Origin of the sequence: Kribbella steppae (assembly GCF_004342025.1) — a bacterium.
Lineage (GTDB): Bacteria > Actinomycetota > Actinomycetes > Propionibacteriales > Kribbellaceae > Kribbella > Kribbella steppae.
On sequence record NZ_SLWN01000001.1, the window covers coordinates 908,516 to 929,129 of the forward strand.

Below are 20,614 nucleotides of genomic sequence, written 5' to 3' on the forward strand. Positions count from 1 at the left end.
CTACTGTCCGCCGCCTTGCGTGCGTACGCCGCCCGGCACTGTCAGCGCCGCGGTCAGCCGCGTCACCTCGGCGTAGGCCTTCTCGTACTGCGTTCCGGACGGGTGCAACGTGAACACCGCGACGATGGTCCGGTCGCTCGGCCCGACCGTCCCCGTGGTGTGCAGTGCATCGCTGACGAGGTCGACCGGCGTATCGACCGGCTTGGCCGTGTCCTTGCGGTAGCCGCTCGACCCGAGGAAACCCGACCAGCCCTGCTTGATGCTGAAATCAGGATCGAAGACCGACGCGATCCCGAAGTACTGGTCGAAGCCGTCCGTGCCGAGGCGGGTCGGCTGGTGCAGCAGGCCCATCACCAACTCCCGCACCGGCTCGGGTGCCCGATCCAGGATGTAGCGATAGATCTGGACAGTGTCGGCGGCGGTGATCGCGACGTACCCCCAGAAGCCGGGGTGGGTGGTGGGCGGCCCGGCCGTGTGGGTCAGGCCGAGCCGCTGCACCATCCGGTCGACGATGGCGGCACCACCGAGCTCGTCCCAGTAGTAGCTCGCCGCGTCGTCGTCGCTGCTGCGCAGCATCACCTCGAGCCGGGTCCGGTCCGCGGCCGGTACGTCGTACGCCGGCGCACGGTCCCAGAGGTAGTCGAGCACGATCAGCAGCTTCACCACGGACGCCGACCGGAACCGGTGATCCGCGTTGTGCCGCTGGACGAACAGCCCGGTCCTGCGGTCGAAGACGGCGATCCCGGCCGTCACGCCGTCGGATACCGCATCGATCTCGGGCAGCTCATCACGCAGCGTCATCTGGAACCTACTCACCACTCGGGGGATTCGTTGGTGAGCAACCTTCACCAGCCGGCGCGGTTCGAAACAAGCCCTGAACCACAGACCGAATCAGTCGAAGATCGGGCCGCGGTCCCGGGTCCGCTTGATCTCGAAGAAGCCCTCGGTGCCGGCCACCAGGCGGACGCCGTCCCAGAGCTTGCCGGCCGCCTCACCCTTCGGGGCGGGCGTGACCACCGGGCCGAAGAAGGCGGTGCCCTCGACGGCGATGACCGGCGTACCGACCTCCATGCCGACCAGGTCCATGCCGGCATGGTGCGACTTCTTCAGGGCATCGTCATAGCGGTCGGTCTCGGCGGCCTCGATCAGCGACGCCGGCAGCCCGACCTCCGCGAGAGCCTCCTTCACCACGTCACCCTTGCCGTCGCCGACGCCACGACCCTCGACGTGGATCCGCTGGCCGAGCGCGGTGTAGAGCGGCAGCAGCACCTCGTTACCGTGGGCCTGCTCGGCCGCGATCAGCACCCGGACCGGGCCCCGGAGGTTGCGCAGGTTCTGCTTGTACTTCTCGTCCAGATGGTCACGCCCTTCGTTCAGGACGGCCAGGCTCATCACGTGCCAGGTCGTCGTCACGTCCCGGACCTGCTCGACCTCGAGCATCCAGCGAGACGTCATCCAGGCCCAGGGGCAGGCCGGGTCGAACCAGAAATCGGCGGAGGCAGTCATATTCACCATCATACAAAATCGAACAACTATGCACCGGTTTGGTATCCATGCCCCAAGATCGCGGGGAAACCGTCGGCGAACCGGCCAGCCAGGTGCATAGGATGCCGACATGCCTGGAACCAACCTCACGCGCGACGAGGCGCGTACCCGTGCCGGGGTGGTCAGCGATGTCGAATACGCGATCGAGCTCGACCTGACCAACGCCCCGAGCGGCGCTCCGACCTTCCGGTCGGAGACCACCATCACATTCGCCGCCACCGCCGGCGCGAGCACCTTCGCCGACCTGATCGCGGAGAAGGTGCGTGAGGTGACCCTGAACGGCCGCTCGCTCGACCCGGACACCGTGTACGACGGCGCCCGCGTGCAGCTGGACGAGCTGGCGGAGCGCAACGAGCTGACGGTGATCGCGGACTGCACCTACTCGCGCACCGGTGAAGGGCTGCACCGCTCGGTCGACCCGGCCGACAAGGAGACCTACCTCTACACGCAGTTCGAGGTACCGGACGCCCGCCGGGTGTTCACCACCTTCGAGCAGCCGGACCTCAAGGCCCCTTTCACTTTCACCGTGTCCGCGCCGGCCCGCTGGGTGGTCATCTCCAACGCGCCGACGCCCGAGCCCACGTCGTACCAGGGTGAGAACGGCGAGGAGCTGGCCCGCTGGGAGTTCCCGCCGACCGAGCGGATGTCGACGTACATCACCGCGGTGGTGGCCGGGCCGTACCACGTCGTCACGGACTCGTACGACGGCCCGCACGGCAGCTACCCGTTGTCGCTGCTCTGCCGTCCGTCGCTGAAGGAAGCCCTCGACGTCGACGACCTGTTCGAGGTGACCAAGCAGGGCTTCGAGCTGTTCGAGCAGGCCTTCGGGACGCCGTACCCGTTCCACAAGTACGACCAGGCGTTCGTGCCGGAGTACAACATGGGCGCGATGGAGAACGCGGGGTGCGTCACGCTGCGGGACGAGTACATCTTCCGCAGCCGGACGACGCACGCGGAGATGGAAGCCCGCGCGAACACGGTGCTGCACGAGCTCGCGCACATGTGGTTCGGCGACCTGGTCACGATGACCTGGTGGGACGACCTGTGGCTGAACGAGTCGTTCGCCGAGTGGGCCAGCCACTGGGCCCAGGCGGTCGCGACGACCAAGTACGCCGGTGCCTGGACGACCTTCTGCAACGCGCGGAAGAACTGGGCCTACCGGCAGGACCAGCTGCCCTCGACACACCCGATCGCGGCCGACATGGTCGACTTCCATGCGGTCGAAGTGAACTTCGACGGCATCACCTATGCCAAGGGCGCCTCGACGCTGCGGCAGCTGGTCGCGTTCGTCGGTGAGGACACCTTCATCAGCGCGCTGAAGGAGTACTTCTCCGACCACGCGTTCGGCAACACCGAGCTGACCGACCTGCTGAAGCCGTTGGAGAAGGCGTCCGGGCGCGACCTGGACGACTGGACCGAGCGCTGGCTGCGGACGGCCGGCGTCAACACGCTGCGGGCCGACTTCGCGGTCGACGCCGAGGGTGCGTTCACGTCCTTCGCGATCGAGCAGACCGCGGCGGAGAACTTCCCGGTCCTGCGGCCGCACCGGCTGGCTGTCGGCCTGTACCGCCGTACCGATGAAGGCCTGGTCCGGACCGAGCGGTTCGAGGTCGACATCGACGGACCGCGCACCGAGCTGGCCGAACTGGTCGGCGCGACGCAGCCGGACCTCGTGCTGCTGAACGACGACGACCTCACCTACGCCAAGATCCGGCTGGACGAGCGGTCCCGGGCCACCCTGGTCGAGTCGATCGACCAGCTGACGGAATCGTTGCCCCGGGCCCTTGCCTGGGGTGCGGCCTGGGACATGACCCGCGACGCCGAGATGCCGGCCAGCCAGTACGTCGGCATCGTGCTGCGCGGGATCAAGGCCGAGACCGACCTGACCGGCGTACGGTCGCTGCTCGGCCAGGCGACCAGCGCGATCAACCTCTACGCGGCACCGGCGAACCGGCCGACGCTGCGGGCGCAGTTCGAAGAGACGCTGGCCGAGCTGCTCGTCAACGCCGAGCCGGGCAGCGACCACCAGCTCGCGTTCGCCCGGGCCTACAGCTCCGCGGTGTTCTCCGATGCCGGCGCCGACCGGCTGGCCGCGTGGCTCGACGACCGCGACCTGCCCTCGGGGCTCGTGGTGGACACCGATCTTCGCTGGACGCTGATCGTCGCGCTGGCCCGGCTCGGCCGGATCGGTGCCGACGAGATCGACGACGAGTTGACCCGGGACACAACCATCACCGGGCAGGAGCGGGCCGCCCAGGCACGGGCCGCCCGGCCGACCGCCGAGGCCAAGGAAGACGCGTGGCGGATCGCGGTCGAGTCCGGGGACACCCCGAACGAGACGCAGTTCCGGACGATCCTCGGCTTCCAGCAGCCAGGTCAGGAGGAGCTGCTGCGGCCGTTCGTCGCGAGGTACCTGAGCGCGGCCAAGGACGTCTACACCCGCCTCGGCTCCTCGATGGGCGAGAACGTGCTGGTCTACCTGTCGCCGCGGAATCTGGCGGAACAGCCGACGCTCGACGCACTCACGTCCTGGCTGTCGACGGAGTCCTCGTCGGTGGACGCTCCCACCTTGCGCTACGTCAGCGAGGCCCAGGCCGACCTGACCCGCGCCCTCGCGGCCCAGGCCCGCGACGCGAGCTGAACACGACACCGGCGGTCTCTCGTTGAGACCGCCGGTGTCGAATTGGACCAGGGTGGGGTAAGACTGGGGCGGTGCCCGCTTCTGACCCCGCCCTGGCAGGTGCGGCAGCCGTTGCGCTGACCGGACTGGCAGAGGCGTACCGCCCTCGCCCTGTCACTCCACTGATGCCCTGGCGCTATCCGCATCGCCTGGTGAAGCCGTACATCATCACTGCCCGCGGACGGCAGTGGGACGACCAGATGGTCGACGCCGCCCGCGCCACCGCCACCCGGCAGCTCGAGTTCGACGACGCGATGGGTTCGGTCGGGCTCGGCGTCGTCGTACTGCACCTCGGCGACGACGGGATCTACCTCGTCGTGCAGAGCTGGGCGAAGGATTTCCAGTCCCGGCAGAGCATCTTCAGCGGCATGGACGTCGACGACCTCCGGCCGGCCCCGATCGGTGCGGCCCCATGCGTCTGGGAGCTGGAGGTCCTCAGCCACGAACGGGCGTCGTACGTGAACCACATCCTCGGCGCCGACGTCGATGTGGACGCCTGGCTCGACGACGCCCTCGACACCCGCCCCCAGCCGAAATACGACGGCATCCCCTCCGGGACCTAGGGCACGTCGCAGATCGCGGTAGCGCGAACGCTGCCAGTGAGAGTCAAACGCTTGTTGTTCGGCGGATAGTGAGGTGCCGACTCCGGGGCGCGATTCCTTGTCCCGAAGGAGATTCTCATCACGTGAGCAGTACTCATTTATTCAGTGGTTCGGTTTAAGCTGCAGCAAATATCCACCACCGGGGAATCTGGGGAGGGACCCTTGTCGTGACACCCGTGGATCACCGGAGGCCACCCGCCCGGCGACAACCGAAGAGCCCTTCCCGGCAGAGTCATTCCCCGCACAGTCACTCCCGCAAGCCCCAGCGCTCGCACAGTGCGGTCGGTGCGGCGATCGTGGCCGCCGCCGCGATGGTCGCCGTGTTCGCGTTCATCCTGACCCGGGGATCGTCGACCCCGCCCACCGACGACGGCCTGCGGGTGGGCGGCGCCGCGAACGGCGGAGCGGGGCCACCGGCGGCGGCCGCGCCGAGCCAGAGTACGGATCCGTCCCCGTCGGTCAACACCTCCAAGGCGGATCGCAAGCCGCCGGCGTCCTCGGCGTCGCCGAAGGCCAAGGTGCAGACCCCGCCGAGCGCGACGCCGAACACCGGCGCGACCTCTCCGGCCTTCAAGCGCGGCCAATGGATCGTCGTGATGGAGAAGTACCCGACCGACGTCGGCATGGACGCGGATCAGCTCGCCAAGGCCACAGCGGTCAAGATGATCACGGCGGGCGTTCCGGCCAAGGCGATGCTGGTCAACGGGCAGTATCCCGGGATCTCCAACAGCTCCATGGAGCCGGTCACCGACACCTGGATCGTCTACCTCGGTCCGGGCACATCGTCGGGGCAGATGCTCGACCTGTGCTCCGATCCGAGGACACAGCGCGTCCACAGCAGCCCCGCTTGCCCCACCTTCGAACCAGCCGGTGCCCCAGGCAGCTAGGCGATTGGGTCGGTCGCCAGCCGGGCGTGCAGGTGAGAGTCGTGCCGCTCGCCGGTCGGCTCGACGAAGAACTCGCGCATCGTGCCTTCCAACGGAAAGCCGGCCCGGACTGCGACCCGGCATGAGCCCTCATTGACGAGCGCGTGATCCAGCGACAGCCTGTGCAGCCCCAGTCCGTCCTTCGCGAAGGACCAGCGAGCTGCTGCATCCAGCGCGCGAGCAGCAAGCCTCCGGCCTCGTGCACCCGGGCTGACCCAGTACGCGACGACTGCCTGGTCGGGAACCCGGTTGACCTCACGGATCGACACCGTGGCCAGCACGTAGTCGCTGGTGGCGTCCGCGACCGCGAAGACCGCGTTGCCACGCTCCCAGCCGTCGACCCGCGTCTCGAGCCACCGTTTCGCCCGCAGGTCCGCGGGTGTGCGGATCACCGCCGTACCCGCGGTCCAGCGAAGGATCTCCGGGTCCCGCAGTGCTTCGGCGACCGCCGGCTCGTCCGTCCACCCGAACGGGCGCAGGACGAGGTCGTCCAGCTCGATGCGGTGTGGCCGGAGCCGCTGGCTCACTGCTTGTGCGGCTCGTTCGCGTGCAGCAGCGGAGCCTGGTGAGCGTGCGTACCCAGCTGCTGTACGCCGGTGACGAGACCGCCGGTCAGGTCACCGGTGGCGAACGAGGTCTGCATGGCCAGCGCCGCCAGACCGGCCGCGGTGTCCGAGAGCTGCCGCTTCGCGAGGGCGCCGGTGACGATCTCCAGCCGGCGTCCGGCCGGGTCGACGTACACCAGGACGGTGTTGTCCGGGTCGTCCAGTTCGTTCAGCAGCTCCAGCGCGAACGGCCGGGTCTCGGAGTCGGCACCACCGACGTACACGGAGAAGTGCAGGCCGGAGGCCTCCTCGGCGTGCCGGACCGCCCTCTCGATGTCGTAGAGCTGCTCAGGGGTGAAAGCGTCACCAGCTGGCACTTGCGCCTCCGGTAGAACGGGCGACGCCGGCACCGGCGCTCGCAGTGGTCCCCGGTGCGCCAGGCAACTCGGGCAGGTTGGCTGGGTCCGGCTTCGTCGCGGTCGGCCCGTTGATCCAGACCGGCGGAGCCCACCAGGACAGGCCAGGGCGGTAGCGCGGTCCGTTCGCGATCGACGGCGCGAAGACCAGGAGCGCCACCACCGCGATGACCAGTGCGGGGATGCCGACGAACACCAGCAGGGTGTGGCCGGAAACTTCAGTGATCACACCCAGAGCCTAGTCCCCAGCCCTCCGGCCCACGCCAGGGCCTCACCCCGGCGTGGGCCTGAGCACGGCGCCTGACTAGCAGCCGCCGCAGTTGTAGTAGGTGATGTCCCAGTGGTTGCCCTCGTTGGCGTAGATGTTGCCTGCGCCCGAGCGCCACTGCTGGGCGCCGTCACCGCGGTCGGCGATCCGGGTGAAGGTGTTGCGGATGTAGTTGCTGACACAGGTGTAGACCGAGATGTCGACCTTGTACCCGTTGCGGTGGCTGTAGGTGCCGGAGGCGTGGCCGACCTCGGTGCCGCCGGTGATGTTCACCGCGCATCCGCTCGCCTGCTTCAGCGTGCGTACGCCGTACACGGTGCTGTCGTTGATGTTGGTGAACGACGTGCAGGTCGGGATGTTCCAGTCGGAGCAACCGCCGCTGGACGACCAGGTGATCCCGGCGGCCCGGAAGATCGCGGTGGCCTGCGAGTGCGTCATCTTGGTGAGCGCGGCGGCCTGATCGACAGCGACCACACCGGGCAGCAGGCCGGCGAGGACGGCGACGAGCGGGACGAGAACTCGGCGGAGCACAGTCTTCATGGGGACACTCCTTGAAATACGGGGCGGATATTTCAAGGAGTGCACTTCCCCGGAAAGTTATTGACGAAACGTCCGGTTGAATCAGAAACGAACATCCGAACACTGGTAGAAGGCGTTCACCGTGTCGTGGATGGTCCAGACGGCGATGATCATGTGCCGCCCGGTCCGGCCGCTCGGCACGGTGCCGGCATGACTGACGTTGTTGGCCGGCCGCGCGCCGTTCATGGTGACGGTCAGGAACGGATTCAGCTCGAGCGCCGACCGGGTCAGCGGAGCGTTCTGATCCCAGCCCTGCTTGGTGATGTAGTACTTGAAGTCCGTGGTGGCGTGCGGTGCGGTCAGGTACCAGCGGAAGTTGTAGCTCTGGCCGGCCGTGAGCTGCTCCGCCGGCCAGGCTCCACCACGCTGGTCGTCCAGCTCGGCGAACTGGGACAGCCCGGCGGAGCAGAGCTTGCCGTCGGCCGGACCTGCCGCAGGGAAGCCCTTCGGGCCTTCGACACTCTGCGGCTCCCACTGGATCTGGCCGCAGTTCTGGACGGTGCCGTTCTGGCAGTGTTTGGCGCGACTGGTCGGGCCGGTCGTGTAGCCGTGACCGTACGCCAGCGGCACCGAGGTGCTGACCGTCAGCGCCAGTGCACCGACGGCGATTCCGGCCAGGCTGAGCTTTCGTGCTCGGAGCATGCGGACAACTCCTTCAACTGTTGGGGCGGAAAGACAGTGAAGGAAGGCGCCTTCTTGACAGATAGAAAACAACCGTTCAAATCTATTGTCAACGGCTCGTGAGCGGTTGTTTACGGATAGCTAGATGTTCAGCGCGCCGATCAACCGGCGGAGACGCTGGTTGTTGGGCAGATCCTCGATCAGCACCGGCGACCCGTCCGGTCCGCCGAGCGGCACCCGCCAGTTCGGGTACTCGTCCGTGGTGCCCGGCTGGTTCTGCGTACGACGCTCGCCCACTGCATCCGTCAACGCCACGCCGACCAGCTTCGCCGGCGTATGAGCGACGTACTGGTGAAGGGCCTCGACGAGGCGTTCGACGTCGCCGTCGGTGTCCCTCAGCAGGTGGCGCTCGCGCAGTGCGTTCAGCCACGAATCCCGCTCGGCCTCGTCAACCTCGAGCTCCTCGGCAACGGGCCTGGTCAGCAGGCCGAGCTGGTGACGCAGCTCCACGTGGTCCGCGGCCAGGTAGCCGGCGGTGGGAGGCAGGTCATGGGTGGTGACCGTGGCCAGGCACAGCTCACGCCACCGCTCCGGTGCGAGCGGCTTCCCCTGTGCGTCTCGCTCGAACCACAGCACCGACGTACCGAGGATGCCGCGCTCGGTCAGGTAGTCGCGTACCCACGGCTCGACCGTGCCGAGGTCCTCCCCCACCACGGTCACACCGGCTCGGGTGGCCTCCAGGACGAGGATGCCGACCAGCGCTTCGTGGTCGTACCGGACGTACGTGCCTTCGGTCGGGCGCTCCGGCGACGTCACCCACCAGAGCCGGAACATGCCGAGGATGTGGTCGATCCGCAGCCCACCGCCGTGCCGCATCACTGCACGGACCAGATCCCGCCAGGCGGCGTACCCAGTCTCGGCGAGCGCATTCGGGCGCCACGGCGGCTGCGACCAGTCCTGTCCCTGCTGGTTGAACGCGTCCGGCGGAGCACCGACGTGGATACCGGGTGCCAGTACGTTCTGCAGCGCCCACGCGTCCGCCCCGTCCGGATGCACGCCGACAGCCAGGTCGTGTACGACGCCCAGCGACATACCGGCCGCCTTGGCCCGGGCCTGGGTACGGGCGAGCTGGTCGTCCAGCTGCCACTGCAGCCAGCAGTGGAACTCCACCGCGTCCGGGTTCTCGTTGCGGAAGGCAACGACGGCCGGAGAGGTCGGTTCCTGCAGTTCCTCGGGCCACTTGCTCCACTCCGGCCCGTGGACATCGGCGATCGCGGCCCACGTGGCGAAGTCGATCAGGCCTTGGCTCTCCCGGTCGCAGTAGGCGCCGTACTCCGCGATCCGGCCGATCGACGGCCGTACGCCGAACAGCAACTGCAGTGCCTCCCGCTTCGCCGCCCACACGGTGTCGCGGTCCAGTGCGGTCGGGTCCTCGCTCAGTGCCCGAGTCTGCAGGCTCAAGGCCCGGACCCGATCCCGCTCGGCCGGCGCGAGGTCGCCGTACTCGTCGATGTCCTCGATGCGGAGATAGATCGGGTTGCCGAAGCGCCGCGAGGCAGGCAGGTACGGCGAGGGCTCCATCCGCCCGGAGGTCTCCGCGGCGTGCAGCGGGTTCACCAACACGAAGCCGGCGCTCAGGTCGGTCGCCGACCAGGCAGCCAGGTCTGCGAGGTCGTGCAGGTCGCCAATGCCCCAGGACCGACGCGAGCGGACGGAGTACAGCTGCAGCACCCAGCCCCAGGTGCGGTGCAGCTTCTCCGGCTCCAACTTGCGTGGGGTGACGATGAGCGTGCTGACCGAGATCTCCGGGTTGCTGCCGATCCGCGCGCACAGCCGGTGGTACCCGATCGGCAGGTCGCCCGGCAGCTGGAACGTCGCCTCACCGACCTGTACGCCGTCGATCCACTCCGGCTCGACCCAGTGGTCTTGCTGCGCGATGTCCCGCCGGTGCCCGCCGTCTTCCAGGTCCACCCACACCTCGGCGGTGGACCCGTGCGGCAGGTGTACGGCGAACCAGGGCGTCCAGCCCGCCCGCATCACCACAGTGCCCGGCAGCGTACGACGCCAACGCGCCTGCCGGTGCTCGTCCAGCGCCTGCGCCGCCTTCTCCGGTGTGGAAGCGTCGACACCGAGTGCCGCGAGCACGGTGGCCACCACCTCACTGGAGACGATCACATGCTCGCCCAGCCAGTTCCAGTACTCCGTCGCCACGCCATGGGCAACCGCTAGCTCGACAAGGGCCGGAGTAGGAGCAGTCACCTCAGCGAGTCTGCCGTATCAACCCCCTCAACGCGCATATGCCGCGCGCCGAGGCGGTGTCTGATTACCGGTTCGCGCGCCTACGACTGAGCAGCAGTACGGCGACCAGCAAGACGGCACTGGCGACCACCAGGCCAATGGCGACACCTGCCATGTTGTCGGTGAGCTGGTAGAGCGCTGTCGGCCAGATGACCAGCAGGATCGCGCACCCCACCACTGCGTACGCCGACGCCTGCCGGCGACCGTAGGCGACCAGGAGGGCGGCCGGACCAGCGGTGCCGACCGCGAGCGCCATGATCTCGCCGCGCTCCTGGATCAGCCAGCAGATGGACGAACTGAACATCGCGGCCCCGGCCAGCGACCACGAGGTCACCTGGTCCCGGACCAGCCCGAGCATCGCCATCACGAACGCGACCAGGATGAACCCGGTCCCGGCGATCCCCGCGCTGGTGTCCGCCGACCCGGTGTCCGGAGTGAGGACATCTGCCGTGATCACCAACACACCGACGGACAGGATCGCAAAAGTTGCCACCAGCAACGATGAGCCGGCCAGCCACCAGAGTCCGGCCCCGGCCAGTGCGAGCGCGACGGCGACCCCGATGACGCGACCGGTCTCGCCTTCGATCGCGACGTACGTCGCGAAGCCGGCCACACAACACCCCAGCGACGCCAGCGCCGAACTGAGTTGCTCGTGACGCCGCAACACGCCGAGGACGGCCGCCGCGCCGAGCAGGATCACCGCAGCGCTGGAGCCGGTGCTCACGCGGGCGGCCTGCCCCATCTCGCCCCAGTTCGCGACCGTGAGCAGTGCGACCGCGCCGAGGAGTAACGCGCCGCCGATGTAGCCGAGCACCTCGATCAAGGCACTCGAATGCGTCGCCGTCGGCGGTGTCCTGGGCTTCGCGGGAGACGACTCGGCCGGTGGTTGCGGCTGGGGCCGGCCGGGGTCGGCCAGTGCCGCCGCGACCTCGGCGTCCGCGGCGTCCCGCAGCGTGTCGGCCTGGTACTGGCGCAGCACACCCGCGCTCACGAGCCTGGTCAACTCGTCATCCAGCCGGCTGGGCATGCGATCGTCTCCCTTGTCTGACTACTAAGATCGGGCGGCGAGATGCCTATTCTGACCAGCTACCTTGTGTCCTTAGTCAGTCACCCCCTGCTTTCACTGCCCGAGTCGTTCCCGACCTTCTTCCGGTACGGCAACGACGGCAACCTGGAGGTGACCGACCAGATCGTCATGGTCCCGGCCCGGATCGCCGGGCTGATCATCGGCTTCTTCGTGCTCCGCTGGGTGCTGCACCGGGTGATCCGCAGGTTCGCCCGCCGACCGGCCAGCAGCGGCGCGGTGGCCGGCATGCTGTCGAAGTCGAAGATCGGCCAGGGCTTCGTCGAGAACACGCTGGCCAACGAGCGCCGCACCCAGCGGGCCGAGACGATCGCCTCGCTGCTGTGCAGCACGGTGACGATCGTGCTGAGCGCCGTCACGGTGGTGATGGTGCTGGCCGAGCTCGGGTTCAACATCATGCCGGTGATCGCCTCGGCGAGCATCATCGGCGTCGCCCTCGGCTTCGGCGCGCAGACGCTGGTGAAGGATTTCCTGGCCGGCGTCTTCATGATCTTCGAGGACCAGTACGGCGTCGGCGACCTGATCGACATGGAGAAGGCGACCGGTGTCGTCGTCGCCGTCGGCCTGCGGATCACGACCCTGCGCGGCGACGACGGCACCACCTGGTACGTCCGCAACGGCGAGGTCCTCCGGATCGGCAACCTCACCACCCGCGACCCCGAGAGCACCGCGCCCTCAGGTGTCGGCAGCGCCACCGAACGCGAAGAGGCTAGGCCGGAAGACGAAAGTGCGGCGACCGGAACACCGGACGGAAGCCGAGTTTCAGATACAGCCGCTCAGCAGTCGAGCCCTCGACGACCTGCAAGGTGAGCCGCCCGCCGGCCGCGTCCCGCCGCGCCTGACCCAGCAGCGTCGAGGCCAGCCCTCTCCCCCGGTACGCCGGTTTGGTCGCGACCGCGTAGATGCCGAAGACCTCGCCGGTACCGAACACCAGCGTGATCGAGGCCGGGTCACCGTCGACCCGGAGCAGGTAGAAGGACTGGTCCGGCTCCGCGTAGTTGCGCAGCGCCATCTCCCGGAGCTTCTGTCGCCACCAGTCGACGTCCGGATCGTCCTCGCCCAGGAAGGCGGCGGCCTGTACCTCGGCGAACGCGACCGCGTCCTCGTCCGTGCCGACCGCGGCCAGCGGCTCACCAACAGTCTCCGAAGCAGGTGCCTCCATGTGCACCAGCACTTCAGCCGGCTCGAACCCGGCCTCCGTCAGCCGCTGCTCCCACCCGTCCCCACTCCACGGCACCAGCCGCACGGCCGACGTCCCGTCCGGGATGCCGGCATCCGCACTGAGCGGGATCCAGCAGGAGAAGAAGTCGTCCTCGCCGATCACGTCGATCCCTGCGGCGCTCCGCCGTACGTCCCCTCGATGCGCAGCCAGGAAGGCGAGGTGGTTGTCGAGCAGCACAGCATCGTCCGGCACACCCGCAGTATGCGCTCGGCCGGGAGGCCTGTCTGGCGACAACACGACGCCGCCCCCACAGCTCGGCTGTGAGGGCGGCGTGCGGTGGAGCTGTCAGGCGGTGAAGCTGACGTCCAGGGTGATGGTGGTGCCGGTCAGGGCCTGGGAGACCGGGCAGTTCTTCTTGGCGTCCTCGGCGTACTGGGCGAACTCGTCCGCGGTCAGGCTCGGAACCTTGCCGTTCACCGAGATCTTGCTGCCGGTGATGCCCTCACCCGGCTGGAAGGTCACGTCGGCGGTGGTGTCGAGGGACTCCGGCGCGTGGCCGGCCTTGGCCAGGATGTTCGAGAGGGCCATGTTGAAGCAGCTCGAGTGCGCCGCTGCGATCAGTTCCTCGGGGCTGGTCTTGCCCTCGGCCTTGTCGTTGGTCCGGGCGGCCCAGGTCACGTCGAAGGTGCCCAGGCCCGACGACTCGAGGCTGACCTGACCGGCCCCCTCCAGCAGCGAACCTTCCCAGTGGGCCTTGGCAGAACGGGTTGCGGCCATGCTCGTGTTGTCTCCTTCGAATGGGATTCAGCGGCCGGACACGTCGATCGCGCCCGGGTACTGCGGTTCGTCGGTGTTCACCATGCTGTGCGCCGCCATCACCATGTAGGTCCAGATCTCCTCGTCCCGATCCGGTGGCAGTGCGATCTCGTCCAGCGCGGCACGCATGTGGCCGAGCCAGCGGTCCCGGGCGCTCGGGGTGACGGCGAACGGGGCGTGCCGCATCCGCAGCCGGGGGTGCCCGCGCTGCTCGGAGTACGTCCGTGGGCCGCCCCAGTACTGCTCCAGGAACATCCGGAAGCGCACCTCGGCCGGGCCGAGGTCCTCCTCCGGGTACATCGGGCGCAGCTCCGGGTCGGCGGCGACGCCGCGGTAGAAGGCCGCCACCAGCCGGTGGAACGTCTCTGCCCCGCCGACAGCGTCGTAGAAGCTCAGTTGCTCAGTCATAACCGTCCCAGTGTCTCAAGCCGTCACAACGTGCTCGAGCAGGGCGTCCCGTTCACTGGACGCGAGCGGCCGCTTGGCATGCGTCTCACCGTCCACGGTGACGATCACCGACACCGCCTTCGCGTAGACATCCGCACTCTCGCCGCTGCGGTCGATGATCCTGGAGCCGAGCGTGTACGACGTCGTACCGACGGACTCGACCCACACGTCGACGTCGTACGGCGGATGCCTCAGCAGGATCGGTCGCAGGTAGTCGACGGTCTGGCTGACCAGGACACACGGGTGATCGGCGAAGAAGTCGCCCGTCGTACCGATGACCTCGGACAGGAAGGCGATCCGGGCCTCCTGCAGGTAGTCGAAGTACCGGACGTTGTTGACGTGGTCGTAGGAGTCAATGTCCGACCAGCGAACCAGGACGGGGTGAGTGAAGGTCATGGGGCCTCCCGGCCTGGACTGAGGAGCGCAGGGAGCGTAGCGACTGGAGTGACGAGGGAAGGCCGGGAACCAGGGCCCCATGACCACGCCGGTGCCGAAGGCCCGGCCAAAAGCACTGTCACGAGCCCACCAGCTTGGACAGGGCCTCGCGCTCGACCGGGCTGATCCGGCGCAGGCGGTTGGCGGCGAAGTCGAACGGCACCAGCCGGGTGCGCGCCTCGACGTACGTCTTCCGCTCCGGCTCGGCGTCCAGGATCTCGTAGTCGACGGTGAACGAGGCGGCCTTGATCTCGCTGATCCAGAGCTCGATCCGGACCGGTGCAGGCCGGAAGCGCAGCGGCGCGCGGTACTGCACCTCGTGCCGGGCCACCAGCAGCCCGGTCTCCAGGTCGTCGGCGCCGAGTTCCTTCGCGGTCCGGAACAGGAAGTCGACCCGGGCGTCCTGGAGGTAGTCGACGTACCGGCCGTTGTTGACGTGGCCGAGTGCGTCTTGGTCTCCCCAGCGCAGCGGACAGTGATACACGTGGCGGTTCTCACCGGTGCTGTGATGATCCACACGGCGATCATCGCATCCTGGGTACTTCCGACGTGACGGAGCGTGGGTAATGTCATCCCCGGCATCACCATGGACTGATAGGAGCAGCCGATGACCGAGCAGCGGGTGGCGATTGTGACCGGGGCGGCCCGGGGAATCGGCGCGGCTGTCGCCCAGCGGCTCGCCAAGGACGGGAACGCGGTCGCCGTGCTCGACCTCGACGAGGGCGCCTGCGAGGCCACCGTCAAGGCGATCACCGAGGCGGGCGGCAAGGCCGTCGCGGTCGGCTGTGACGTCAGCAAGCAGGACCAGGTGACCGCAGCGGTCGAGCGGGTGGTGTCCGAGCTGGGCGCGCCGACGATCCTGGTGAACAACGCCGGCGTGCTGCGCGACAACCTGCTGTTCAAGATGTCCGAGGACGACTGGGACACGGTCATGTCGGTGCACCTCAAGGGCAGCTTCCTGATGTCGCGGGCCTGCCAGGCACACATGGTCGAGGCCGGCTACGGCCGGATCGTGTTCCTGTCCTCGACCTCGGCACTGGGCAACCGCGGCCAGGCGAACTACGCGTCCGCGAAGGCCGGCCTGCAGGGACTGGCGAAGACGCTGGCGATCGAGCTGGGCAAGTTCGGCGTCACCGCGAACGCGATCGCCCCCGGCTTCATCGAGACCGATATGACCGCAGCCACCGCGGCCCGGGTCGGCGTCGACTTCGAGGAGTTCAAGAAGGCGACCGCCGCGACCATCCCGGTGAACCGGACCGGCACGCCGGACGACATCGCCGCGGCCGCGTCGTACTTCTGCAGCGAGGAGGCCGGGTTCGTCTCCGGTCAGGTTCTGTACGTCGCCGGCGGACCTCGTAACTGACATCCACTGAGGAGCAGCAGATGGCGCAGTCGTTCACCGGTATCGACGAGGTCGTGCACGCGGTCGGCACCCAGCTGGGTGAGTCCGAGTGGCTCGAGATCACCCAGGAGCAGGTGAACACCTTCGCCGACGCGACCGGTGACCACCAGTGGATCCACGTCGACGTCGAGCGCGCGAAGAAGGGCCCGTACGGCGGGACGATCGCGCACGGCTATCTCACCCTGAGCCTGATCGCGCGGTTCGGCGACGAACTGTTCTCGATCAGCGGGGTCACTGCCAAGCTCAACTACGGCGTGAACAAGGTCCGCTTCCCGGCCCCGGTCCCGGTCGGCTCCCGCGTCCGGGCCAGCGCCTCGATCTCCAACACCTCCGAGACCCCGGCCGGCATCCAGGTCTCGCTGAACTGGGTCATCGAGCTGGAGAACTCGACGAAACCCGCCTGCGTCGCGGAAACCGTCGTACTGCTCGTGCCTTAGAGCGGGCAGATCAGGACGGCGTGGGTGGCGACGCGGTGGTAGCCGAGCCATTCGTTGACCGCGATCATCGGGGTGTTGCCGTCGTAGTTGGCGGTGTAGGCGCCCTCCACGCCCGCGTCGGCGGCCCGGTGCAGCGCGGCACACTTGACCAGCTTGGCCAGGCCGCGACCGCGGTACTCAGGCATCGTCGCTGTCATCTGCGACCAGATCTTGGTGTGGTCGCCGTTGCCCAGGGTGAACCCGATCACCCGGCCCTCGTACACCACCGCCATGCTGAGATCCAGCACCATCGCCGGTGACTTCCACACTCCGGCCAGCCAGTCGTCGTACGGCCGTGTGGTGATCTTCGCGTCGCCGGGCTTGGTCCGCTGGGCGACCAGGTCCGCCTCGTAGAGGCTGCGCGGGTCGACCTCGTTCAGCGGCACCAACTCCACCCCGGACGGGATGCCGGGAATGTCCGGTGCCTTCCGCGGATCGATCCCGGCATAGTGCACCTGCCGGGTCTGCTGGTATCCCCAGCGAGCGGCCCATTCGACCGTCGACGGATCCGCGAACACCCGCGCGCTCGTCGCCCCGCCCGTCCGCAACTCCTCGTGCGTTGCCTCCAGCAACTTCGCGCCGATCCCCCGGCCGCGGTGGTCCGGCCGGACCAGCACCCGCAGCTGCCCGTCCAGCGGATCCGATCCCGCGATCAGTGCGGTCGAGGCCCAACCGACCACCTCGCCCGCGTCCAGCGCGGCGAACGTTCCACGGCCCGGCACGGGAGCGGATCCGAGCCCGCGGCGCAGCGCCGAAGCCGTGACCACCAGGTACGGCGCATGCGCGTCGTGCAACGCGATCGCGCCTTCGACATCCCCCGGCTCAGCACGCCTGACTTCCATGCGAACTCCTTCGGCGAAGTTCTCCGGAACATAACGCGTGTCAGGCGCAGACCGAATGCGAAATCGATTACAGCTCTGTCTCAGCGCTTTCTTTACACTGCTCGAAGATCAGCCACGTCGGAGCCGAGGGTGACCAGCTACGAACCCAGCGGGCGCAGCAGTCCCAGCTCCGTCTGCACCCGGCGATAACCGAGCCAGTTGTTGATGGCAAGCATCGGGCCGTTCTCGTCGTCGTTCGAGGTGTAGGCGGCGGTGATCCCGGCCTCGGCGCAGCGACGCAGCGCGACCGACTTGACCAGCTTGGCCAGCCCGCGGCCCCGGTACGACGGAATCGTCCCGGTCATCCCCGACCAGGCACGATCGCTGTCCGTCTCGACCGCGGTGAAGCAGGCCACCTCGTCACCGGCCAGTGCGGCGACGCTGAGTGACTTGTCGACGGCCGGACCGTTCCAGATCTCCTCGACCCAACGGTCGTAGTCGATCGAGTCGATCGGAGAATCGCCCGGCTCGTCCAGTGAGGCGATCGAGTCGGCGGTGTACGCCTGGCGTGGATCGAGCTGATCCATCGTCACCAGCTCGATGCCGTCCGGGGTCGGGGGCTGGTCGGGCAGTGCGCGCGGATCGACGCCTGCGTAGTGCATCTGCCGCGTTCCGTCGTACCCGAGATTCCGGGCGAACTCGAGGCCGTCAGGGTGCACGAACGCGCGCGTCCGGACGGCGCCGACCTCGCTGAGGTGCTGGTGCAGCCGGTCGGCCAGCGCACTCCCGATGCCCTGTTTGCGATGGTCGGGATGCACGTAGATCGAGGTGTGGCTCTGACCCGGTTCGCTGGTCCAGATGTTCAGCCCGGCCGATCCCCAGGCGACCAGCTCGCCACCGGACTCCGCGACCAGCGCGAGGAAACGCTCCTTCGGAGCCGACACGGTGATCATGTGCCGGGTGGCTGCCGGCGACATCACCTTGTACGAGTAGACCGCCCGCCGTACCGCCGCCACCCCGTCGGCGTCGTCGCCCACGGCCGACCGGATCACCACCCGACTCGTCATGCCCGGACCCTAACCAGCACACCTGCGGACCGCCACGGATTAACCGGGGACGAACAGCAACGCGATCGCAACAGGTGCGCGCTCTCTGTGATTCTGCCGTGTAGCGGACTGGCATTAGAGTGGCCCGGTGCTGTCGGACTGATCGCCCCGACCGCCGGAAGCGCCATCGTGCTGGGACACGACGTGGTCACCGGCGGCGGGCAGTCCACAGGCCCCCTCCTTCCGCCCGAGAGAAGCAAGGGCGCTCTTGACAGACCCCATGGGTGTCAGGAGTAAATAGCATTTATGCAGATTACGGATGGTGCGGCGGCCGCCGAGGTGCTGGCCGGTCTGATGGTGTCCGACGAGCCGCGGCCCGAGTTCGCCGAGGCCTTCCAGCCGTTCGCGCGACTCATCGGCAGCTGGGATCTCGACGTCAGCTGGTACGACGATGACGGCAACGTCACCCGGCAGACCAAGGGCGAATGGCACTTCGCCTGGGCCCTGGACGGCCGTGCGGTCGCCGACATCTGGATCACTCCCAGCCGGGCCGCCCGACCCACCGACGGCGACGGCGAATGGGGTCTCACCATCCGCATCCACGACCCGGAGCTCCAAGCCTTCCGCTCCACCTGGATGGGCCCGAAGTACGCCTTCGTGATGACGTTCATCGGTCACCCCGGCGAGAACTCCATCACGCTCGACGCCCGCGAACCCCTCGCCGCCAAGACCCGCTGGATCTTCACCGACATCAGCGAGTCCGGCTTCCACTGGCGCAACGAGGACGAAGACGCCGAAGGCACCATCATCGTCCGCCAACGCTTCGTCGCCACCAGGCCGGCTCAGCCGTAGATCCGCACCGCCGCGGTCGCGAGCTCCAGCATGCGCCGGCGAATGTCCGGCGGCTCGAGCACCTCGACGTCGGTGGCGAACCCCAGTAGAACGCCACACGCCGCCTCACGCACCCGGAAGTGCATGGCGAGGTGCGGCCAGTCGTCGTCCGACGGTACGTCTCGCGCCTGCTCCCCCTTGGCCAGCATCGGTGTGGCAATCCGTCGTACCTGCTCAACCACTTCGGGGCGCACTCGCACAACCACATCCACCCCGACCGGGAGGTTCTGCTCGAGTCCGGAGCGCAACCGGTCCCACTCCGCCCGCAGGTCCAGGTCAGGCGGCCGGTCGGCGTGCTCCTCCAGTACGTCGACCTCCTGCACCCGTGACACCCGGTACATCCGCGCCACCCCGCGATGCGCAGCGACGAGATACCAACGGCCCGCCTGCTCGACCAGCCCCCAAGGATCGACGGTACGACGCTGAGGCCGCCCAGCACTCGCCGACGCGTACAGCACTCGCACCCGTCGCCGAGTCACCACGGCTTGCCGCAGTACGGGCAAAGCGCCAGTGTCCTCGACCTCCGCGAACCACCGGCGACGATCCACCACGATGGCACCCGACAAGGCCTCGGCATCGCCTTGGAGCTCCAGCGGCAACGACGACGACAGCTTGCCCATTGCGGACTGCAACGCGTCCCGCAGCCCGAGCTCCTCCGACAGAGCGGCCCGCCCCGACCACGCGAACAACGCCTGCGCCTCCCGCGGCGTCAGACCACTCACGTCAGCGCGGTAACCAGGCAGCAGCACGCACCCACCATTGCGACCGCGCTCGGTGTACACCGGTACGCCGGCCGCCGACAACGCCTCCATGTCGCGCATCACCGTCCGCGTGGAGACCTCCAGCCGCTCGGCCAGCTCCCGCGCACTCAACCGCGCATGGCGCTGCAGCAACAGGATGATCTGCAGCAACCGGTCGGCTCGCACGACTTCAGAATATGCGACAGAAGATGTCTCATATCCACCCCGAAGCTGTCTCCATGACCGATTTCGTGAATGACCCCCGCCCGATGTTCGTCCGTGCACTCGACCAGATTCAGCAGCTGATCGACGCAGTCGAGCCGGACGACCTGGACCTGCCGACACCGTGCCAGGAGTACGACGTCCGCACCCTGCAGGGTCACCTGCTGTCCGTGGTGGGCAGGATCAACCTCGCACTCACCGGCGGGAACGCACTCGACATCCCGTCGATCACCACCACCGCCGATGTCATGGGCACCTGGAAAGAACGCCGGGCGCGACTCGACCTGACGCTGGCCAACGACGCCGTCCTCCACCAGACCTGCAAGCTGCCCTGGGGCACTCTCCCCGGCGCAGCAGCCATCGCCGCCTACACCGGTGAGCTCACCACGCACGCATGGGACCTGGCCAAAGCGACCGGCCGCCTCGACCGGCTCGACGACGACCTGGCGACCTACCTGCTTCCCCTGGTCCAGCAGTTCATCCCGGCTGAGCCCCGCGGCGGCCACGTCCCGTTTGGCCCCGTCGTACCGGTCGCCGACGACGCATCGCCGTATGACCGGCTGGCCGCCTGGCAGGGCCGGCAGCCGTAAGG

The 20,614-nt window shown here is 68.2% G+C and carries 25 protein-coding genes; 8 read left to right on the forward strand and 17 right to left on the reverse strand.

Annotated elements, in window-relative coordinates; translation table 11 throughout:
- Positions 1 to 801 (reverse strand): serine hydrolase, encoded by an 801-nt coding sequence (locus EV652_RS04235; RefSeq protein ID WP_242001540.1) that lies wholly within the window; start codon positions 799 to 801, stop codon positions 1 to 3.
- A gap of 90 nt (positions 802 to 891) precedes the next feature.
- Entirely contained in the window at positions 892 to 1,506 is a 615-nt protein-coding gene (locus tag EV652_RS04240; RefSeq protein ID WP_132207575.1) for a mycothiol-dependent nitroreductase Rv2466c family protein, read from the reverse strand.
- Positions 1,507 to 1,615: 109 nt separating this feature from the next.
- Here EV652_RS04240 and pepN point away from each other — a divergent pair, with 109 nt between their 5' ends.
- The 3 genes from pepN (at position 1,616) to EV652_RS04255 (ending at position 5,714) form a co-directional block, all read left to right on the forward strand.
- Positions 1,616 to 4,186 carry an aminopeptidase N gene (gene pepN / locus EV652_RS04245; protein ID WP_132207576.1) on the forward strand — a complete coding sequence of 857 codons (2,571 nt, stop codon included), beginning with the start codon at positions 1,616 to 1,618 and terminating at the stop codon, positions 4,184 to 4,186.
- Between the two features lie 71 nt (positions 4,187 to 4,257).
- Positions 4,258 to 4,788: a hypothetical protein gene (locus EV652_RS04250; protein ID WP_132207577.1), complete on the forward strand. Its 531-nt coding sequence runs from the start codon at positions 4,258 to 4,260 to the stop codon at positions 4,786 to 4,788.
- Positions 4,789 to 5,123: 335 nt separating this feature from the next.
- Complete coding sequence (locus tag EV652_RS04255) at positions 5,124 to 5,714, forward strand: hypothetical protein (protein ID WP_132207578.1); 591 nt, start codon at positions 5,124 to 5,126, stop codon at positions 5,712 to 5,714.
- Here the strand turns inward: EV652_RS04255 and EV652_RS04260 are convergent.
- From EV652_RS04260 to EV652_RS04290, 7 genes are all read right to left on the reverse strand, one after another.
- Entirely contained in the window at positions 5,711 to 6,280 is a 570-nt protein-coding gene (locus EV652_RS04260; RefSeq protein ID WP_132207579.1) for a GNAT family N-acetyltransferase, read from the reverse strand. The two genes, EV652_RS04255 and EV652_RS04260, sit on opposite strands and share 4 nt — an antisense overlap.
- On the reverse strand, positions 6,277 to 6,675 hold the full coding sequence (locus EV652_RS04265; protein ID WP_132207580.1) for a DUF5130 family protein: 399 nt from the start codon (positions 6,673 to 6,675) through the stop codon (positions 6,277 to 6,279). The genes EV652_RS04260 and EV652_RS04265 overlap by 4 nt, the downstream gene beginning before the upstream one ends.
- Entirely contained in the window at positions 6,662 to 6,943 is a 282-nt protein-coding gene (ctaJ, locus tag EV652_RS04270; protein WP_132207581.1) for an aa3-type cytochrome oxidase subunit CtaJ, read from the reverse strand. The genes EV652_RS04265 and ctaJ overlap by 14 nt, the downstream gene beginning before the upstream one ends.
- Positions 6,944 to 7,018: 75 nt before the next feature.
- Positions 7,019 to 7,522, reverse strand: coding sequence for a hypothetical protein (locus EV652_RS04275; RefSeq protein WP_132207582.1), 504 nt, complete (start codon positions 7,520 to 7,522; stop codon positions 7,019 to 7,021).
- A gap of 81 nt (positions 7,523 to 7,603) precedes the next feature.
- Positions 7,604 to 8,203, reverse strand: a complete 600-nt coding sequence (locus EV652_RS04280; RefSeq protein WP_132207583.1) for a lytic polysaccharide monooxygenase auxiliary activity family 9 protein — start codon at positions 8,201 to 8,203, stop codon at positions 7,604 to 7,606.
- A 120-nt stretch (positions 8,204 to 8,323) separates the two neighbouring features.
- Positions 8,324 to 10,441: a 4-alpha-glucanotransferase gene (malQ, locus tag EV652_RS04285; RefSeq protein WP_132207584.1), complete on the reverse strand. Its 2,118-nt coding sequence runs from the start codon at positions 10,439 to 10,441 to the stop codon at positions 8,324 to 8,326.
- 64 nt (positions 10,442 to 10,505) lie between these two features.
- On the reverse strand, positions 10,506 to 11,507 hold the full coding sequence (locus EV652_RS04290) for a DUF2157 domain-containing protein (RefSeq protein WP_132207585.1): 1,002 nt from the start codon (positions 11,505 to 11,507) through the stop codon (positions 10,506 to 10,508).
- Positions 11,508 to 11,573: 66 nt separating this feature from the next.
- Here EV652_RS04290 and EV652_RS04295 point away from each other — a divergent pair, with 66 nt between their 5' ends.
- Positions 11,574 to 12,374: a mechanosensitive ion channel family protein gene (locus EV652_RS04295; RefSeq protein ID WP_242001541.1), complete on the forward strand. Its 801-nt coding sequence runs from the start codon at positions 11,574 to 11,576 to the stop codon at positions 12,372 to 12,374.
- Here the strand turns inward: EV652_RS04295 and EV652_RS04300 are convergent.
- The 5 genes from EV652_RS04300 to EV652_RS04320 form a co-directional block, all read right to left on the reverse strand.
- Complete coding sequence (locus EV652_RS04300) at positions 12,274 to 12,978, reverse strand: GNAT family N-acetyltransferase (RefSeq protein WP_132207587.1); 705 nt, start codon at positions 12,976 to 12,978, stop codon at positions 12,274 to 12,276. The two genes, EV652_RS04295 and EV652_RS04300, sit on opposite strands and share 101 nt — an antisense overlap.
- Before the next feature lie 93 nt (positions 12,979 to 13,071).
- Complete coding sequence (locus EV652_RS04305) at positions 13,072 to 13,503, reverse strand: OsmC family peroxiredoxin (RefSeq protein ID WP_132207588.1); 432 nt, start codon at positions 13,501 to 13,503, stop codon at positions 13,072 to 13,074.
- A gap of 27 nt (positions 13,504 to 13,530) precedes the next feature.
- A complete protein-coding gene (locus EV652_RS04310; protein WP_132207589.1) occupies positions 13,531 to 13,950 on the reverse strand; it encodes a globin in 420 nt (139 codons plus the stop codon).
- 15 nt (positions 13,951 to 13,965) lie between these two features.
- The gene (locus tag EV652_RS04315; RefSeq protein ID WP_132207590.1) at positions 13,966 to 14,385 is read right to left on the reverse strand and encodes an acyl-CoA thioesterase; all 420 of its coding nucleotides are present in this window, start codon (positions 14,383 to 14,385) and stop codon (positions 13,966 to 13,968) included.
- Between the two features lie 118 nt (positions 14,386 to 14,503).
- Positions 14,504 to 14,941, reverse strand: coding sequence for an acyl-CoA thioesterase (locus tag EV652_RS04320; RefSeq protein ID WP_132207591.1), 438 nt, complete (start codon positions 14,939 to 14,941; stop codon positions 14,504 to 14,506).
- A 90-nt stretch (positions 14,942 to 15,031) separates the two neighbouring features.
- Here EV652_RS04320 and fabG point away from each other — a divergent pair, with 90 nt between their 5' ends.
- Together fabG and EV652_RS04330 are read left to right on the forward strand one after the other, a co-directional pair.
- On the forward strand, positions 15,032 to 15,787 hold the full coding sequence (gene fabG, locus EV652_RS04325) for a 3-oxoacyl-ACP reductase FabG (protein WP_132207592.1): 756 nt from the start codon (positions 15,032 to 15,034) through the stop codon (positions 15,785 to 15,787).
- Between the two features lie 20 nt (positions 15,788 to 15,807).
- A complete protein-coding gene (locus EV652_RS04330; RefSeq protein WP_132207593.1) occupies positions 15,808 to 16,263 on the forward strand; it encodes a MaoC family dehydratase in 456 nt (151 codons plus the stop codon).
- Here the strand turns inward: EV652_RS04330 and EV652_RS04335 are convergent.
- Together EV652_RS04335 and EV652_RS04340 are read right to left on the reverse strand one after the other, a co-directional pair.
- Positions 16,260 to 17,144 (reverse strand): GNAT family N-acetyltransferase, encoded by an 885-nt coding sequence (locus EV652_RS04335; protein ID WP_132207594.1) that lies wholly within the window; start codon positions 17,142 to 17,144, stop codon positions 16,260 to 16,262. The genes EV652_RS04330 and EV652_RS04335 overlap by 4 nt on opposite strands.
- 137 nt (positions 17,145 to 17,281) lie before the next feature.
- Complete coding sequence (locus EV652_RS04340; protein WP_132207595.1) at positions 17,282 to 18,190, reverse strand: GNAT family N-acetyltransferase; 909 nt, start codon at positions 18,188 to 18,190, stop codon at positions 17,282 to 17,284.
- A 285-nt stretch (positions 18,191 to 18,475) separates the two neighbouring features.
- Between EV652_RS04340 and EV652_RS04350 the strand changes: the two genes are divergently transcribed.
- On the forward strand, positions 18,476 to 19,021 hold the full coding sequence (locus tag EV652_RS04350; RefSeq protein WP_132207597.1) for a hypothetical protein: 546 nt from the start codon (positions 18,476 to 18,478) through the stop codon (positions 19,019 to 19,021).
- Here the strand turns inward: EV652_RS04350 and EV652_RS04355 are convergent.
- Positions 19,012 to 19,986 (reverse strand): helix-turn-helix transcriptional regulator, encoded by a 975-nt coding sequence (locus tag EV652_RS04355; RefSeq protein ID WP_132207598.1) that lies wholly within the window; start codon positions 19,984 to 19,986, stop codon positions 19,012 to 19,014. The genes EV652_RS04350 and EV652_RS04355 overlap by 10 nt on opposite strands.
- 53 nt (positions 19,987 to 20,039) lie before the next feature.
- On the opposite strand from EV652_RS04355, the gene EV652_RS04360 reads away from it, so the two are divergent.
- A complete protein-coding gene (locus EV652_RS04360) occupies positions 20,040 to 20,612 on the forward strand; it encodes a TIGR03086 family metal-binding protein (RefSeq protein ID WP_242001542.1) in 573 nt (190 codons plus the stop codon).
- Positions 20,613 to 20,614: the final 2 nt, after the last annotated feature.

Excerpts from the sequence above, each read along its gene's own strand:
- EV652_RS04235 (WP_242001540.1), bottom strand. The coding sequence starts at position 801 with ATGACGCTGCGTGATGAGCTGCCCGAGATCGATGCGGTATCCGACGGC.
- EV652_RS04240 (WP_132207575.1), bottom strand. The coding sequence starts at position 1,506 with ATGACTGCCTCCGCCGATTTCTGGTTCGACCCGGCCTGCCCCTGGGCC.
- pepN (WP_132207576.1), top strand. The coding sequence starts at position 1,616 with ATGCCTGGAACCAACCTCACGCGCGACGAGGCGCGTACCCGTGCCGGG.
- EV652_RS04275 (WP_132207582.1), bottom strand. The coding sequence starts at position 7,522 with ATGAAGACTGTGCTCCGCCGAGTTCTCGTCCCGCTCGTCGCCGTCCTC.
- EV652_RS04280 (WP_132207583.1), bottom strand. The coding sequence starts at position 8,203 with ATGCTCCGAGCACGAAAGCTCAGCCTGGCCGGAATCGCCGTCGGTGCA.
- EV652_RS04290 (WP_132207585.1), bottom strand. The coding sequence starts at position 11,507 with ATGCCCAGCCGGCTGGATGACGAGTTGACCAGGCTCGTGAGCGCGGGT.
- EV652_RS04305 (WP_132207588.1), bottom strand. The coding sequence starts at position 13,503 with ATGGCCGCAACCCGTTCTGCCAAGGCCCACTGGGAAGGTTCGCTGCTG.
- EV652_RS04310 (WP_132207589.1), bottom strand. The coding sequence starts at position 13,950 with ATGACTGAGCAACTGAGCTTCTACGACGCTGTCGGCGGGGCAGAGACG.
- EV652_RS04315 (WP_132207590.1), bottom strand. The coding sequence starts at position 14,385 with ATGACCTTCACTCACCCCGTCCTGGTTCGCTGGTCGGACATTGACTCC.
- fabG (WP_132207592.1), top strand. The coding sequence starts at position 15,032 with ATGACCGAGCAGCGGGTGGCGATTGTGACCGGGGCGGCCCGGGGAATC.
- EV652_RS04330 (WP_132207593.1), top strand. The coding sequence starts at position 15,808 with ATGGCGCAGTCGTTCACCGGTATCGACGAGGTCGTGCACGCGGTCGGC.
- EV652_RS04335 (WP_132207594.1), bottom strand. The coding sequence starts at position 17,144 with ATGGAAGTCAGGCGTGCTGAGCCGGGGGATGTCGAAGGCGCGATCGCG.
- EV652_RS04340 (WP_132207595.1), bottom strand. The coding sequence starts at position 18,190 with ATGACGAGTCGGGTGGTGATCCGGTCGGCCGTGGGCGACGACGCCGAC.
- EV652_RS04350 (WP_132207597.1), top strand. The coding sequence starts at position 18,476 with ATGCAGATTACGGATGGTGCGGCGGCCGCCGAGGTGCTGGCCGGTCTG.
- EV652_RS04360 (WP_242001542.1), top strand. The coding sequence starts at position 20,040 with ATGACCGATTTCGTGAATGACCCCCGCCCGATGTTCGTCCGTGCACTC.